This window comes from Pleomorphomonas carboxyditropha (assembly GCF_002770725.1).
GTDB lineage: Bacteria > Pseudomonadota > Alphaproteobacteria > Rhizobiales > Pleomorphomonadaceae > Pleomorphomonas > Pleomorphomonas carboxyditropha.
In genome coordinates, this window is record NZ_NQVN01000009.1 from 112,180 (window position 1) to 126,973 (window position 14,794).

The following is a 14,794-nucleotide window of genomic DNA, read 5'->3' on the forward strand; positions in this document are numbered from 1 at the left end:
CCTCGGTGACCGGCCGTTGCCGGGCCGGAAAGGATACGTGGCCTTCCAGCGCCCGGCAAGCCGGCCTCAGCGCCGCCTGAGCGCCGTCTGGTAGGCAAGGCCGATCGCCACCAGCACGCCGCCGAGGCCGATGAAGGACAAGGCCCGCAGCGCGCCGGTGAGGCCGGCGGTATCGACCAGGAACACCTTGGCCACCACGCCGGCGACGATCACCGCCGCCACCGTCCGCACCGTCCGGCTCGCGGTGGCGACGCCGATGCCCAATACGATAAGGCCGAGCGCCAGCCAGACCGCCGAATAGGCGTAGAGCTCGCCTTCCCGCACCTCGCCCCAGCCGAGATCGCCGCCGTGCCAGCCGGCGCGCACGGCCAGCGTCGCCCACATGGCGATCAGCAAGCCGCCGACCGTGGCGGCGATGGCGACGGAGCGGCGCGGCAGGTCGGTGCGGCGGCGCGCCACGCCGGCGACCAGCAGGGCGAGCACGGCCGGCGCCAGGTAACCGACAATGAGCCTGCCGTCGAAGCTGCCGCCGTCGATCGGCTCGCCGGTGACCACCGGGTTGTTGACGATCAGAAGACCGATGGCCGCCATGACGAGGCCGAGGCCGCCGAAGATCGGCGTGCCCCAGCCCATCACCACCGAGGGCCGGCGGGCGCCGAGCCAGTTGAGGCCGAGCGAGATCGCCAGCATCACCATGCTGAGGAGGCTCTGCTCGGCGAGGCCGGACACCGGCGCGAACAGGTCGCCGCCGTTCATGGCGTGATGGATCTCGAGCGTCGCCGTCAGCGCCGCGAAGATGACGGCCAGCGCCTCGAACACCGGCACGGGGCGCGGATCGCCCGGCGTGCGGCCGAAGCGCCAGGCGGCATAGGCGAAGCACAGCGTCGGCACGCCGTAGCCGTAGAGCAGCGGGTTGAACAGCACCGTCGTCCCGAGGTCGTCGCCGACGATGCGCGGGTCCCAGGCGACGCGGGCGATCACCACCGCGGCGACCGCCAGCGCGGTGGGCCGCAGGGCGGCGACCGGCCGCCGCGCTTCCACCCAGGCGATGGCGGCGACCAGCAGGGCGAGGGCAACGGTCAGCATGCCCCTTTCGAGCGCGATGGTGAGCGCGGTGCCGAGGGCGGCGACGCAGCCGATCGCGTAGGCGGCGATGGCGCCGTCGCGTCCCCTGGCGTCGGCCGCGAGGCGGCGGTCGAGATATTCGGTGGCCGAGGCGAGATAGCCGGCGGCGATCAGCGCCGCGACGGCGAAGGCGGGCGATGCCGAAAGGTCGCGGTGGGTGCCGAGATAGGCGAAGGCGACGAGGCCCGGCGCCGCGAAGGCGCCGGCGACGGCGAGCTGCGGCCGGCCACGCGAGGCAATGGCGCCGGCGAGGCCCGCCGCCGTCAGGATCAGCCCGAGCAGGATGCCGACGCCGAGATAGTCGCTGCCGGCCGGCGAGGCGAGAAGGTCGGCAAAGCCCGGCACGGTCGGCTCGCCGGTCACCGGGTCGATGACGACGTTGGAGACCGTCACGTTGAGGAGGCCGTAGGCGAGCAGCGTGGCGATCACCGCCGTCGCCGCGAGGCCGCGCGCCGCCGGCCACTCCGAGGCGAGCGCCATCGACAAAAGAGCGAAGGCGACGATCAGCGCGATGGTCACCGGCCCGGTGCCGGCGGCGGCCACGAAGGCGAGAAGCGGCAGTCCGAACAGGCTGAGCACGCCGACCGCCGTCCGGTCGAAGGCGGCGTCGGCCGTGCGGTCGCGCGGCGCGTGGCTGGTCACGAAGACCACCGCGGCGAGCAGCAGCGACACCAGGAAGTGGGCGGCAACATAGAGCTGGCTGCCGGCGTCGCCCGATGAGACCATCGTGCCGGAGAGCAGCAGCGACCACAGGATATTGGCGACCGTGGCCGATATGGCGAGCCAGCGCCACAAGCGCAGGCGCGCCACGCCATAGGTGGCGGCGGTGACCACGGCGAGGTAGAGCACCAGCGGCAGCAGTGCCGGCTCGTCGCTCGATACGAGCAGGGGAGTCGCATAGGCGGCGAGGAGGCCGAGCGCCGCCAGCGCCGGCCCGTGGCGGAGCGCCAGGGCCAGGGTCGCCACGCCGACCGCGCCGAGGGCGACGAAGGCGGCGGCCGGTCCGATCAGGCCGTAGAGGCCGTAGGCGGCATAGACCGAGGCGAAGGCAGAAACGGCGCCGGCGGCGGCGAGCACGCCGGGAATATAGGCGCGCCGCGCCGGGCCGGTCGTCTCGGCAAGGCCGGAGCGGCGCAGCCACTCGCCACCGGCCAGCAGCAGCGCCGCGAAGACGAGACCGAGAAACACCCGCGCCGCCGGGCCGAGCAGCCCGGCCTCGATCGAATAGCGGACCAGGAAGATGCCGCCGAGGCCGAGCGCCAGCCCGCCGACCCAGACCGCCCAGCGGCTGCCGATCTTCTCCTCCAGCGAGGCGCGGGCGGCAAGGGACGGCGCCTCGGCCGCCGGCTGCGCCGCCTCGTCGCGGCTTTCCGTCTCTTCGGCCGGCTCCGGCATGTCCGGAGCGGGGGAGGGCGCTTCAACGCTTTCCTCGGGCGCGGTGAAGTCGGCAGCGGTCGTGGCGGACGCCGATTCGGCCCTGGCCTCGGCCGGTCGCGCGGCGTGCAGCGCCGCTTCCAGCCGCTCAATGCGCCGTTGCAGCTCGCGGGTTTTGGCGAAGGCGATGATGCCGAGCAGCGCGCCGACGAACAGCGTCAGCAGGATAAGGGCGGCGAAAAGCAGAAGGTCGTCCATGGTGCAACCGGTTCCTGTTGGGAACGCAGTGATAACCGGTTACGGGGATTTACGGAATGGCCCCGGCGCTCAGCCGTAGCGGCGCTGCCCCGGCCGCTTGGCGCGCCCCTGCGTGCCTTCCTCGATGGGCGGCATCACTTCCATGACGCGCGACGGCGGGAAGGTGATGGTCACCTCGGTCCCCTCGCGCAGCTTCGACTGCAGGTCGAGGGTGCCGTCGTGCATCTGCATCAGCGCCACGCAGATCGGCAGGCCGAGGCCGGTGCCCTGTTCGGCGGTCTGGATGGCGAGCGAGCCCTGGCCGAAGGCCTGCAGCACGATGGGGATTTCGTTCTCGGGAATGCCTGGGCCGTTGTCGCGCACTGACACGTACTGGCCGCCGCCGGCCGTCCAGCCGAGGCGGATGCGGATCTCGCCGCCGGGCTGGGTGAACTTCACCGCGTTGGACAACAGGTTGAGGATGATCTGCCGCACCGCCCGCTCGTCGGCCCAGATCTTCGGCAGATCCGGCTCGAACTGCTCGACGATCGTCAGGTTCTTGGTCTTGGCCTTGAGTTTCAGGAGGTGATGGCATTCCTCGGCCAGGAAGGAGAGGGTGACCGCTTCCTCGTTGATCTGGTAGCGGCCGGCCTCGATGCGCGACAGGTCGAGAATCTCGTTGATCAGCTTGAGGAGATGCTGGCCGGACGTGTGGATATCGACGGCATATCCCTTGTAGTGCTGGTTGCCGACCGGCCCGAACACCTCGTTCATCATGATCTCGGAGAAGCCGAGGATGGCATTGAGCGGCGTCCTGAGCTCGTGGCTCATGGTGGCCAGGAACCGCGACTTGGCGAGGTTGGCCTCCTCGGCGCGGCGGCGGCTGTCGTCGGAGATCACCTTGGCCTGTTCGAGCTCGGCGATCAGCGCATCCTTCTCGACGCGGAACTCCATCATCGTCAGCGTCGCCCCGTAAAGCCGATAGGCGAGCAGCACGAAGAAGATTTCCGCCAGCACCAGGAAGCTGGCCATCGAGTAGTCGACGAAGCCCTGGCCCATGGCGAACTTCAGCGCGCCGCCGATGGCGATCGGCAGCGTGCTCAGCACCACGGCGCGCGGCAGGTTGCTCGCCACCATCGCCAGCACGGCGATGCCGGTGAGCAGCGCGCCGAAGGCGAAGGTGCCGGTGCCGCCGAACGTGGCGCCGGGCAGGAAGAACAGGGCCGAAAAGACCAGGCCGAACAGCGCCTCGGCGATCAGGAACTGGCGCCGCCAGTATTTCAGGTTGACCGAGCCGGCCGGCGTCTGGCTGAAGCGCCGGGCGATGAGGCCGATCAGCGCATGGGCGACGAACACGGCGCCGGACCAGATCGCCACATACCGGTAGGTCATCCAGTAGGCGGCGATGCCGCCGAGCGCCACGATCAGCAGACCGACCGGCAACCAGCTCGACAGGCGGTTGCGGGCGTATTCCAGCAGGATCTCGTAGTCGAAGGCCGGCCGCGTGCCGGATTCCGAGGACAGACGCTCGCGCACGTCCCGCACCGCCCGCGTCACATCGCGGCGGCGCATGGAGCGTTGCCTGTTCTGCTCCAGGCGGGCGGTCTGTGACAGGTCCGAGCCCAGGATCATGCTTTATGTCAACTTCCAGCCAATGGTCCGGCCACACTAAAGCCCGATTTTCCCTAACGGCCGGTTCGTTCGCATGGTTAATCTTCGGTATATGCCTGCCCACCAAACAGGCATATGCCGATCGGCACTTGACAAAATGGAGAAAAAATTTCTTATTCAGCGTCACATAGGCCCTAAAAATAGAAACTCATTTCACGACATTGACGGATGCACGATCATGCTGGACCGGCTGGATAGGAAAATTCTCTCGATCCTCCAAGAGGATGCCACCATTCCCGTAGCCGAAGTGGCCAAGCGCGTGGGTCTGTCGACGACGCCCTGCTGGCGGCGCATCCAGAAGCTGGAGGAGGACGGCGTCATCCTGCGGCGCGTGGCGCTGCTCGACCCCCGGTCGGTCAACACCAAGGTGACGGTGTTCGTCTCGATCGTCACCAACCAGCATTCCGAGGAATGGCTGCGCCGGTTCGCCGAGCTGATCCGCGAATTTCCCGAAGTGGTCGAGTTCTACCGGATGAGCGGCCAGGTCGATTATCTGCTGCGCGTCGTCGTTCCCGACATCGAGGCCTATGACGCCTTCTACAAGCGGCTGATCGCCAAGATCGAGATTTCCGACGTCTCCTCGGCCTTCGCCATGGAGCAGATCAAGTACACCACGGCCCTGCCGCTGTCCTACATCCAGCTCGACAAGGACAAGCCGGTCTAACGCTGACGGTTTTGGGCCGCGTCACCGCTGGCGAGCGGGCGGGAAGGGGTGCGGCCGGGCCGGGGGAACCCGACCGCGCGCGGCGGCCGACGGGAGGAACGGCCGCCCGCAGTGTCGCGGATTGAGGCGCCGCGGCTACGTCCCGGCCGACCCGACCTCGAAGCCGGCCATGATTTCCAGCGCCCTGACCATGGCCGAATGGTCCCAGCCCGCGCCGTCGTGGGCGGCGCAGCTATTGAAGAGTTCCTGGCAGGTCGCCGTATTGGGCAGCGAGACGCCGATCTGCCGCGCCGCGGTGAGCGCCAGGTTGAGATCCTTCTGGTGCAGGGCAATGCGGAAACCGGGATCGAAGCTGCGCTTGATCATCCGCTCGCCGTGGATTTCCAGCACCTTGGACGAAGCGAAGCCGCCCATGAGCGCCTGACGGACGCGCGCGGGATCGGCGCCGGCCTTGGCGGCGAACAGCAGCGCCTCGGCGACGGCCTCGATCGTCATGGCGACGATCATCTGATTGGCGACCTTGGCCGTCTGCCCGGCTCCGTTGTCGCCGACCAGCGTGATGTTCTTGCCCATCAGCTCGAGAAGCGGCCGCACCTCGGCGAACACCGCCTCGCTGCCGCCCGCCATGATCGACAGCGTGGCGTTGCGCGCGCCGACTTCGCCGCCGGACACCGGCGCATCCAGGTAGCGGCAGCCGAGGGCTTCGACCCTGGCGGCATATTGCTTGGTCTCGATGGGCGAGATCGAGCTCATGTCGACCACGATGGAGCCCGGCTTCAGGCCCTGGGCGGCGCCGTCGTCTCCGAACAGAACCTCGCCGACGTGGGGCGTGTCGGGCACCATGATGAACAGGATGTCGGCGGCGGCGGCGACGTCGCGGCTCGACGGCTTTACCTGCGCGCCCTGGGCGACGAGATCGGCCGATACGGCGTTGCGGTCGTGGACGGCGAGCTGGTGGCCGGCGGCCAGAAGGTGCCCGGCCATGGGCTTGCCCATGATGCCGAGACCGATGAATCCGAGCTTTTGCATGACATCCTCCGACGGTCGCCCTGCCGGCGGCCGAATTCGAGTGGCTTCAGAAATACTTGTCGCGCAGCGCCTGCGTCGCGGCGCGAAAGGCCCCGAGGTCGGACCCGACGGCGACGAGCGTGGCGCCCATGTCGAGATAGCGGCGGGCGTCCTCCTCGATCGGGGCGAGGATGCCCGACGCCTTGCCGGCGGCGGCGGCGGCGGCGAACACCGTGCCGATCGCTTCCTGAACCTCCGGATGGCGCGGATTGCCGAGATGCCCGAGCGTGGCGGCGAGGTCCGACGGGCCGACGAACAGGGCGTCCACGCCGTCCACCGCGGCGATCCGGGCGGACAGGTCGACGCCCTGCCGGTTCTCGATCTGGAGGATGACCGCGATGTTGTCGTTGACGGTGGTGAAGTAGTCCTCGACCGTCGCGTAATGGTTGGAGCGTTGCGACACCGATACGCCGCGCACGCCGGCGGGCGGATAGCGCGTTGCGGCGACGGCGGCGCGGGCCTCGTCGACCGACACGACGAAGGGAACCAGGAAATTGTAGCAGCCGGCGTCGAGCAGCCGTTTCATGGCCACCGGATCGTTCCAGGGAGGGCGGACCACCGGGGCCGAGGCGCTGTCCTTGACCGCCATCAGCTGGGGAATGAGCGATAATAGATCGTTGGGCGCGTGCTCGAGATCGAACAGCAGCCAGTCGAAGCCGGCGTGGCCGAGAACTTCGGCGGTGATCGGGCTGCCGAGCGCGCTCCAGCAGCCGATCTGCCGCCGGCGGGCCAGCAGGTTCTGCCGGAAGTGGTTGGGAAAGGCCGTGTAGGGGGAACGGGGCGTCATGTTATGTCTCTGACCTGGGTATCTGGCCTGCCGGGCCGCCGCCGAAGCCGCGGGTTGGCCGGGTTGTCTTGATTACGCCAAGACATCTGTCGTCGTATGACATGCTTGTAGCCGCTTCGCCGCCTGGGCGCAAGTCGCTCGGAGCCGCCGCGCATGGCAAGGATAACCACCCGTTTCCGGCTGGCCGGCGGCTTGCGGATCGCAGGAAGTCATGCGATCATACGACTTGTGTTTCAACCGGCAGGGCATCCGGAAGATGCGATGCCGGCCGGCGGTCGCTCCCCGATGAAACGATCCGGCGGCGCCCTCGTATGGCGCTGGTTCCGGTTGTCTGTCGCCAAGCCTGGGAAAATGACGTGCCTGTGGGAAAATCCGACCTCACGATGCGGCGCCGCAGCCTGGCGGAAATGGTCGTCGGCGATCTGACCGACAAGATCAAGGCCGGCGCCTTTCATGCCGGCGACAAGCTGCCGACGGAGCCGGAGGTGATGAGCGAATTCGGCGTCAGCCGCACGGTGGTCCGCGAGGCGATCTCGCGCATGCAGGCGGCCGGGCTGGTGGAGACGCGCCATGGCATCGGCACCTTCGTGTTGCCGCCATCCAGCTCGGCGACCGTCGATATCGGCACCGTGGTGACGGTGCGCGACGTCATGGCGATGCTGGAATTGCGCATCAGCCTGGAAACCGAGGCGGCGGCGCTTGCCGCCATCCGGCGCTCCGACGAGCATCTCGAAAGGATGGGGCAGGCGGTCGCGGCTTTCGAGCGGGAGATCGCGGCCGGCAAGCTCGCCGTCGAGGCGGATTTCGATTTTCACCTGCAGATCGCCCGCGCCACCGGCAATCGCTATTTCGAGAGCGTCTTCAGGGGGCTGGGGCATACCACCATCCCCCGGACGCGGCTCGATACCGCCAGGATCGCCGCCATCGCCGAGCCGGATTATCTGACGCAGACGGGGCGCGAGCATCAGGCCATCATGGAAGGCATCGCCCGGCACGACGCCGAATCGGCGCGGGCCGCCATGCGCATGCACCTCTCCAACAGCCGCGAGCGGTTGCGCAAGATCGGCGACTGACGCCGCCGATCCGGACTTGTCGCGGGTTTAGCGCTGGATCGCCCCCGGATACATCTTGTCGAGGATCTCCAACTGGGCGGCCATGTAGCCGTAGCAGAAGGCAAAGGCGGTGTTTTCCGGGTCGCGGGCGTCGATGGTCGGAACGTGGTCCGGCATCACCATGTAGGGATAGCCGAGTTCGGCATAGAGCTTCATCGACCGCCACATGTCCATGTCGCCTTCGTCGGGGAAGGTCTCGCTAAAGCCCAGCCGGCCGCCGCGGATATTGCGGAAATGCACGTTGAAGATCTTGCCGCGCTCGCCGAACCAGCGGATGACGTCGTCGATCTCGTTGGCGGGGTCCTCCAGCATTTCCCCCACCGACCCCTGGCAGAAATTGAGCCCGTGATAGGGGCTCTCGCGCAGGGACACGAATTTCTTGAGGCCGTCCACCGTGCCGAGAACCCGGGTGACGCCGCGGTAGCCGGGCGGCGTGTAGGGGTCGTGCGGATGGCAGGCCAGGCGGACGCGGCAGGACTCGGCCACCGGCACGACCCGCTCGAGAAAATAGTCGATGCGCTCCCAGTTCTCCTCCTCGGAGAGGGCGCCGATCATGGTCGGCGGCGCCGCCGGGTCGGCCTTGTCCCAGAAGAAGGAGGCATTGCGCGAGCCGCCGCGGCCCGGCTCGAACGGCGTGCGCGGGATGCCGATGATGTTCAGATTGTATTTGGCCGCCGGAATGCCGGCCTCGGCGATCGCCTCGATCAGGCGGCAGATCGAGTCGATCTGGCGGTCCCGATCCGGCCCGGCGCTCAGGATGTCCGGGCTTTGCGACTGTTCGATCGGCACCGAGGCGAGCGGCAGTTGGACCATGTCGAGAACGAGCCCGAAACGGTCGAGCTTGTCGCGATAGCGCCGCAGCGTGTCGACCGTCCAGTCATGCGGATTGCCCGGCGGATCGGAGCTCAGGTGACGCACGCCGAGCTGGGCAAGCATGCGAAAATCGTCGTCGTCGCGGATGCCGTTTTGGGTTCCAAGATACATGGCTGCCTCCTTATGCCTCCAGATAAGACATCGTATGACTTGCGGCAAGCCGAAATTTGCCATCCTCCGCCGGCTTCCGAGTCCGTCGGCCACGACGTGCGAACAGCGCATCCGTTGCCAAAATCGTCCGTCTTCCCGGGCTTTTGTCTCCACGGATACAGTTAGCCGGCCCAGCCGCCGGCCCTGAAAATGCCCTCGGCATGATATTGCAAGACGAAGTTGATCGTCGTATCATCGTATGACATTGACCGAACCCATCCGGTCAAAACGGGAGGCAACAAATTGAAAATAAATCGGCTTTTGGGCGCGACCGCGCTGCTCTCTCTCGGCGTGTTCTGTTACGGCGCGAACGTGCCGGCCAGCCTGGCCGCCACGCCGGTCGACCAGCTCGTCCTCGGCACGTCGCTGGCGCAGGTGCTGTCGCTCGACCCCGGTCAGGCGACCGAGCCCGGCGCGGCGACCATCCTCGCCAATGCCTATGACCGCCTGGTCACCACCGACAACACCGATGCGACCAAAGTGCTGCCGCAGCTCGCGGCAAGCTGGGATATCGAGCCGGACGCCGTCGTCTTCCATCTGCGCGACGCCAAATTCCAGTCCGGCAATCCGGTGACCGCCGACGACGTGGTCTGGTCGTTTTCGCGCGTGCTGCAGATGAACCAGGCCTCGGCGTCCGTGCTCAAGCAGTTTGGCTTCAGCACGGAAAACGCCGCCTCGCTGATCAGCGCCGTCGACCCCCGGACGGTGCGGATCGGCCTGCCGCCGCAGGCGACGGCGACGTCCCTGCTCTATACCCTGACCGGCACCACCGGCTCGATCGTCGACAAGAAGACGGCCCTCGCCCACGAGACCGACGGCGATCACGCCAACGGTTGGCTGCGTGTCAATTCGGCCGGCTCCGGCCCGTTCAAGCTGACCCGCTGGTCGCCGAATGAAATGATCATGCTGGAGCGCAACGACGACTACTGGGGCCAGAAGCCGGCGATGCGGCGCGTCGTCATGCGGCACCTGCCGGAAAGTCAGGTCCAGCGCCTGCAACTGACGAAGGGCGACCTCGACGTCGGCCTGGCGCTCAGCGCCAAGGACATCATGTCGTTCGAGGGCAACAAGGAGTTCCAGATCCAGCAACTGCCGGCCGGCGGCTTCTATGCCCTCGCCATGAACTGCCAGAATCCCTACCTGTCCAATCCGGACGTGCGGCGGGCGATCGCCTGGGCCATTGACTATGACGGCATCGCCAAGTCGATCATGGGGCCTTATGGCCGGGTGCGGCAGATGCCGGTGCCGATCAATTTCGCCGGGGCGCTTCCCGATCCCGGCTACAAGCTCGACGTCGCCAAGGCCAAGGAATATCTGGCCAAGGCCGGCTATCCCGACGGCTTCCCGCTGGTTCTCAAGACCATCGCCGAAACGCCGCGCGTCGACCTCGCCACAGCGCTCCAGGCCTCGCTCGGCCAGGTCGGCATCAAGGTGTCGATCGAGCAGGGCAACGGCAGCCAGATCATCGCCGCCCATCGCGGACGCCAGTTCGACCTGCTGCTGCCGCAGACCGGCAACGGCCTGCCGACCGGCATCGGCGCCCTCAGCGACTTCGCGCACAATCCGGACAACAGCGACAAGGGCAATCCCGGCTATTTCGCCTGGAGATCGGCCTGCGACATTCCCGACATCAACAAGCTCTACGAGCAGGCGATGGGCGAGCGGGACGACGCCAGGCAGGTCGAGATGATCAAGCAACTGCAGCAGATGATCGTCGACGCCGCGCCGGCGGTGCTGCCGATGTTCGAGCGCTTCACGCCGATCGTGGTGTCGGCGCGGTTGCAGGGCTTCTACGGCCAGGGCTTCCGCGGCACGCGCTTCGAGACCGTGACCAAGGCGGAGTAAAGCGCGCCGGCAACGGACGAGAGCGACATTTGCCTCCGCCGGAGTCGCTCCATAACCAAAAGCTTGCGGTGGTTCATCAGGGTCCTGGCATCTGTCCCGTCGGGTCGTACCGCGCGGGATGCCGATGCCAGGGCCGAGCCGCTCGTCCGATCCGGGCCGAGCGTTTTTCATTGCGCTCCCGTTGCCCGTCGAAGCGGCGGCGCCGGCGGTGCGGCGCCCCGGGTACCTTGCGATGCCGAGCACCTTTGCATTTCGTATTCTGCGTACGCTGGGGATGTTCGTCCTCAGCCTGTTCGTGCTGCTGGCGCTGACCTTCGTCATCGGGCGCATCATGCCGCACGATCCGGTCGGCCTCATCGTCGGCGAGCTGGCCGACGCTCAGGCTTTCGCGGCGATGCGGGCCAAGCTGGGACTGGACCTGCCCATTCCGCAGCAGTTCTGGATCTATCTCCAGGGCATCCTGCACGGCGATTTCGGCAACGCGGTGCTCACCGGCACGCCGGTGCTGCAGGACCTGGCGCAGGCCTTTCCGGCGACGCTGGAGCTGGCGACGCTGGCCATCCTGCTCAGCGCCGGCATCGGCGTGCCCGTCGGCCTGCTGGCGGCGCTCTATCGCGACTCGATCGTCGACCAGGTGGTGCGCGTCCTGTCGCTGCTCGGACACTCGCTGCCGGTGTTCTGGTTCGCCATCCTCGGGCTCATCGTCTTCTATGGCCAGTTGCAATGGAGCCCCGGACCCGGGCGGATCGACGCCTTCTACGAGGGCATCGTGCCCACCCGTACCGGTCTGCTGCTGGTCGACAGCCTGCTCGCCGGCGACAGCGAGGTGTTCTGGAACGCCTTCGGCCACCTCATCATGCCGGCCATCATCCTGGCTTATACCTCGATGGCCTACATCGTCCGCATGACGCGCAGCTTCGCCCTCGAGCAGCTCGGGCAGGACTATATCCTGACCGCCCGGGCGAAGGGGCTGCGGCTCCGGCGGGTGGTCGTCCGGCACATCCTGCCGAACATCGCCGTGCAGCTCATCACCATCCTCGCCATCTCCTACGGCGGCCTGCTCGAAGGCGCCGTGCTGATCGAGATCGTGTTCTCCTGGCCCGGCATCGGCCAGTACATGACCAACGCCCTTCTGATCGGCGACATGAACGCCGTCGTCGCCTGCACCCTCTTGATCGGGATCGTCTTCATGGCTTTGAATTTTCTCGCCGACCTCGCCTATGTCGCCCTCGATCCGCGCACGCGGTCCGGCGAATGACGGCGGACAACACCATGGCCGGTCCCATTGCCGTCTCCCAGCCCGAACCGGGCATCTGGCGCGAACGCCTGCTGCGGATCGTCGACGAGCCGCTCGGCCTCGCCGGCCTGCTGGTGCTCTGCCTGTTCGCCACCGTGGCGGTGCTGGCGCCGATCCTGGCGCCCTACGATCCCACCGTCCAGGATCTCGGCAACATCATGCAGGCGCCGGGCGCCGCCCACTGGGCGGGAACGGACGAGCTCGGCCGCGATATCCTCAGCCGCCTGATCTGGGGCACCCGCATCACCTTCCGCACCATCCTGACGGTGGCGCTGATCATCGGCCCGCTCGGCCTCGTCATCGGCGTGATCTCCGGCTACTGCGGCGGCAAGGTCGACACCGTCCTGATGCGCTTCACCGACATCGTGCTGTCCTTTCCCTCGCTGGTGCTGGCGCTCTCCTTCGCCGCGGCGCTCGGCGCCGGCCTCGGCACGGCGATCATCGCCATATCCTTGACCTCCTGGCCGTCGATCGCCCGCCTGGCCCGGGCGGAAACGCTGACGGTGCGCCGGGCCGAATATGTCGCGGCGGCGCGGCTTTACGGCGCCTCGCACCTGCGGCTGATCTTCCTCTACATCATGCCGATGTGCATTCCCTCGGTGATCGTCCGCCTGACGCTGGCCATGGCGAGCGTCATCCTGACGGCGGCCGGCCTCGGCTTTCTCGGTCTCGGCGCCCAGCCGCCGTCGCCGGAGTGGGGCGCCATGATCTCCTCCGGGCGCAAGTACATGCTCGACGCCTGGTGGATCGCCGTCATGCCCGGCATCGCCATCCTGACCGTCAGCCTGGCCTTCAACCTGCTCGGCGACACCCTGCGAGATATCCTGGATCCGCGCCATGCCCGCTGACACGCCGACTTCCGCCTCCGACAGGCTGCTGCACGTCCGCGGCCTCGACGTCACCTTCGGGCGCAGCGCCAACCCCGTGTTCGCCGTGAAGGGCGCCAGCTTCGACCTCGGGCGCGAGCGCCTCGGCATCGTCGGCGAATCCGGATCGGGCAAATCCACGCTCGGCCGGGCGATCATGCGGCTGCACCCGAAAAGCGCGCGCGTCACCGCCGACGCCATGCGGTTCATGGGCACCGACCTGATGTCGCTCGGCGAGGCGGCCATGAGCCGCCTCAGAGGGTCGGAGATCAGCCTGATCCTGCAGGACCCGCGCTATTCGCTGAACCCGGTCCAGCCGGTCGGCATGCAGATCGCCGAAGTCGCGGAGGTGCACCTCGGCCTCAAGGGCAAGGCGTCGCGGGCGGCGGCGGCCGACATGCTCGCCGCCGTGCGCATCCGCGATGTCGAGCGCACCATGGGCCTTTATCCGCACGAGATTTCCGGCGGCATGGGCCAGCGCGTCATGATCGCCATGATGCTGCTCAACAAGCCGAAACTGGTGATCGCCGACGAGCCGACCTCGGCGCTCGACGTCAGCGTTCGTTCCGACGTGCTGACGCTGCTCGACAATCTCGTCCGCGAGAACGCCTCCGGCCTTATCCTGATCAGCCACGACATTCGCATGGTCGCCCGGTTCTGCGACCGCATCATCGTCATGTATGCCGGCCGGATGGTCGAGGAGATCACCTCGCTCGCCTCGGCGCGCCACCCCTATACGCTCGGGCTGATCGCCGCCATGCCGAGCCTGGACGGTCCGCGACCGGACCGCCTGCCGGTTCTGGACCGGCAACTGCTGGCCCAGATGAAGGAATCGGCCTGATGATCAAGGTCCGCAACATCGACGTTCATTTTCAGGCCCACCATCACGACAAGCACGCGGTCAAATCCGTGTCGTTCAGCGTCGCCAGGGGGGAATGCCTCGGCATTGTCGGCGAAAGCGGCTGCGGCAAGTCGACCGTTCTGCGCTCGCTCGCCGGCCTCGAAACGCACTGGACGGGAACGATCGGCATGGCCGGCCGGCAGGTCGGCCAGAAGCGCCGGCGGGACGACCTGCCGCTGGTGCAGATGGTATTCCAGGATCCCTACGGCTCGCTGCATCCGCGCCACCGCATTGGCCGGGCGCTGAAGGAGCCGCTCATCTCCATGGGGCGGACCGCCGACGACGACATCGTGGGGGTGGCTCTGGAAGGGGTCGGCCTGCCGCGCCATTTCGCCGGACGCTTTCCCCACCAGCTTTCCGGCGGCCAGCGGCAGCGCGTCGCCATCGCCCGGGCGCTGCTGCTGAAGCCGCCGATCGTGCTGCTCGACGAACCGACCTCGGCGCTCGACGTCTCGGTGCAGGCCGAGGTGCTGAACCTTCTGTCGGCGCTGCGCCGCGAGATGGAGCTGACCTACGTCTTCGTCAGCCACGACCTCGGCGTCATCGGCCAGATGTGCGACCGGCTGATCGTCATGCGCGACGGCGAGCTGATCGAGGAGATGACGGCGGACGAGTTGCGCGGCCGCCGGGTCAAGACCGAGTATGCCAGGGAATTGCTGGAAAAGAGCTTCATCTAGGCGCGCTCAAAGATGAGTGTCGGTTGGAGGTTTCATCCTCCGGCCGGTTGGGCTATCGTCGCCGCCCCGGCAGGTCCGGTCCCTAGAGCATTTTCGAGCGAAGTGGAAACCGGTTCGCGTGAAGAAAATGCGCCAATTCAAGAAGAT

12 protein-coding genes are annotated in these 14,794 nt (G+C 67.5%); 7 read left to right on the forward strand and 5 right to left on the reverse strand.

Annotation, left to right across the window (positions count from 1 at the left end; all coding sequences use genetic code 11):
• Positions 1 to 66 precede the first annotated feature (66 nt).
• Together CJ014_RS14610 and CJ014_RS14615 are read right to left on the reverse strand one after the other, a co-directional pair.
• Positions 67 to 2,757 carry a DUF2339 domain-containing protein gene (locus CJ014_RS14610; RefSeq protein ID WP_100081221.1) on the reverse strand — a complete coding sequence of 897 codons (2,691 nt, stop codon included), beginning with the start codon at positions 2,755 to 2,757 and terminating at the stop codon, positions 67 to 69.
• Between the two features lie 69 nt (positions 2,758 to 2,826).
• Entirely contained in the window at positions 2,827 to 4,368 is a 1,542-nt protein-coding gene (locus CJ014_RS14615; RefSeq protein ID WP_100081222.1) for a sensor histidine kinase, read from the reverse strand.
• A 220-nt stretch (positions 4,369 to 4,588) separates the two neighbouring features.
• Here CJ014_RS14615 and CJ014_RS14620 point away from each other — a divergent pair, with 220 nt between their 5' ends.
• The gene (locus tag CJ014_RS14620; RefSeq protein ID WP_207765760.1) at positions 4,589 to 5,071 is read left to right on the forward strand and encodes an Lrp/AsnC family transcriptional regulator; all 483 of its coding nucleotides are present in this window, start codon (positions 4,589 to 4,591) and stop codon (positions 5,069 to 5,071) included.
• A 135-nt stretch (positions 5,072 to 5,206) separates the two neighbouring features.
• Here CJ014_RS14620 and CJ014_RS14625 read toward each other — a convergent pair whose 3' ends face one another.
• Positions 5,207 to 6,100, reverse strand: a complete 894-nt coding sequence (locus tag CJ014_RS14625; RefSeq protein ID WP_100081224.1) for a 2-hydroxy-3-oxopropionate reductase — start codon at positions 6,098 to 6,100, stop codon at positions 5,207 to 5,209.
• A 46-nt stretch (positions 6,101 to 6,146) separates the two neighbouring features.
• Positions 6,147 to 6,926, reverse strand: a complete 780-nt coding sequence (gene garL / locus CJ014_RS14630) for a 2-dehydro-3-deoxyglucarate aldolase (RefSeq protein ID WP_100081225.1) — start codon at positions 6,924 to 6,926, stop codon at positions 6,147 to 6,149.
• A 356-nt stretch (positions 6,927 to 7,282) separates the two neighbouring features.
• Here garL and CJ014_RS14635 point away from each other — a divergent pair, with 356 nt between their 5' ends.
• Positions 7,283 to 7,999 carry a FadR/GntR family transcriptional regulator gene (locus tag CJ014_RS14635; protein WP_207765757.1) on the forward strand — a complete coding sequence of 239 codons (717 nt, stop codon included), beginning with the start codon at positions 7,283 to 7,285 and terminating at the stop codon, positions 7,997 to 7,999.
• Positions 8,000 to 8,026: 27 nt separating this feature from the next.
• Here CJ014_RS14635 and CJ014_RS14640 read toward each other — a convergent pair whose 3' ends face one another.
• Positions 8,027 to 9,022 (reverse strand): mannonate dehydratase, encoded by a 996-nt coding sequence (locus CJ014_RS14640; RefSeq protein WP_100081227.1) that lies wholly within the window; start codon positions 9,020 to 9,022, stop codon positions 8,027 to 8,029.
• Positions 9,023 to 9,304: 282 nt separating this feature from the next.
• Between CJ014_RS14640 and CJ014_RS14645 the strand changes: the two genes are divergently transcribed.
• The 5 genes from CJ014_RS14645 to CJ014_RS14665 all read left to right on the forward strand — a co-directional run bounded on the left by CJ014_RS14645 (position 9,305) and on the right by CJ014_RS14665 (position 14,647).
• A complete protein-coding gene (locus CJ014_RS14645; RefSeq protein ID WP_165790845.1) occupies positions 9,305 to 10,906 on the forward strand; it encodes an ABC transporter substrate-binding protein in 1,602 nt (533 codons plus the stop codon).
• Between the two features lie 232 nt (positions 10,907 to 11,138).
• Positions 11,139 to 12,164, forward strand: a complete 1,026-nt coding sequence (locus CJ014_RS14650; RefSeq protein ID WP_100081229.1) for an ABC transporter permease — start codon at positions 11,139 to 11,141, stop codon at positions 12,162 to 12,164.
• A 14-nt stretch (positions 12,165 to 12,178) separates the two neighbouring features.
• Positions 12,179 to 13,051, forward strand: coding sequence for an ABC transporter permease (locus CJ014_RS14655; RefSeq protein WP_245427360.1), 873 nt, complete (start codon positions 12,179 to 12,181; stop codon positions 13,049 to 13,051).
• Positions 13,041 to 13,910, forward strand: coding sequence for an ABC transporter ATP-binding protein (locus tag CJ014_RS14660; protein ID WP_100081231.1), 870 nt, complete (start codon positions 13,041 to 13,043; stop codon positions 13,908 to 13,910). The genes CJ014_RS14655 and CJ014_RS14660 overlap by 11 nt, the downstream gene beginning before the upstream one ends.
• Positions 13,910 to 14,647, forward strand: a complete 738-nt coding sequence (locus tag CJ014_RS14665; RefSeq protein WP_100081232.1) for an ABC transporter ATP-binding protein — start codon at positions 13,910 to 13,912, stop codon at positions 14,645 to 14,647. Before CJ014_RS14660 ends, CJ014_RS14665 begins: the two co-directional genes overlap by 1 nt.
• Positions 14,648 to 14,794 lie beyond the last annotated feature (147 nt).

What these genes read in the sequence shown, in the direction of transcription:
- CJ014_RS14610 (WP_100081221.1), bottom strand. Translation starts at nt 2,757, where the DNA reads ATGGACGACCTTCTGCTTTTCGCCGCCCTTATCCTGCTGACGCTGTTC.
- CJ014_RS14650 (WP_100081229.1), top strand. Translation starts at nt 11,139, where the DNA reads ATGCCGAGCACCTTTGCATTTCGTATTCTGCGTACGCTGGGGATGTTC.
- CJ014_RS14655 (WP_245427360.1), top strand. Translation starts at nt 12,179, where the DNA reads ATGGCCGGTCCCATTGCCGTCTCCCAGCCCGAACCGGGCATCTGGCGC.
- CJ014_RS14660 (WP_100081231.1), top strand. Translation starts at nt 13,041, where the DNA reads ATGCCCGCTGACACGCCGACTTCCGCCTCCGACAGGCTGCTGCACGTC.
- CJ014_RS14625 (WP_100081224.1), bottom strand. Translation starts at nt 6,100, where the DNA reads ATGCAAAAGCTCGGATTCATCGGTCTCGGCATCATGGGCAAGCCCATG.
- garL (WP_100081225.1), bottom strand. Translation starts at nt 6,926, where the DNA reads ATGACGCCCCGTTCCCCCTACACGGCCTTTCCCAACCACTTCCGGCAG.
- CJ014_RS14665 (WP_100081232.1), top strand. Translation starts at nt 13,910, where the DNA reads ATGATCAAGGTCCGCAACATCGACGTTCATTTTCAGGCCCACCATCAC.
- CJ014_RS14615 (WP_100081222.1), bottom strand. Translation starts at nt 4,368, where the DNA reads ATGATCCTGGGCTCGGACCTGTCACAGACCGCCCGCCTGGAGCAGAAC.
- CJ014_RS14640 (WP_100081227.1), bottom strand. Translation starts at nt 9,022, where the DNA reads ATGTATCTTGGAACCCAAAACGGCATCCGCGACGACGACGATTTTCGC.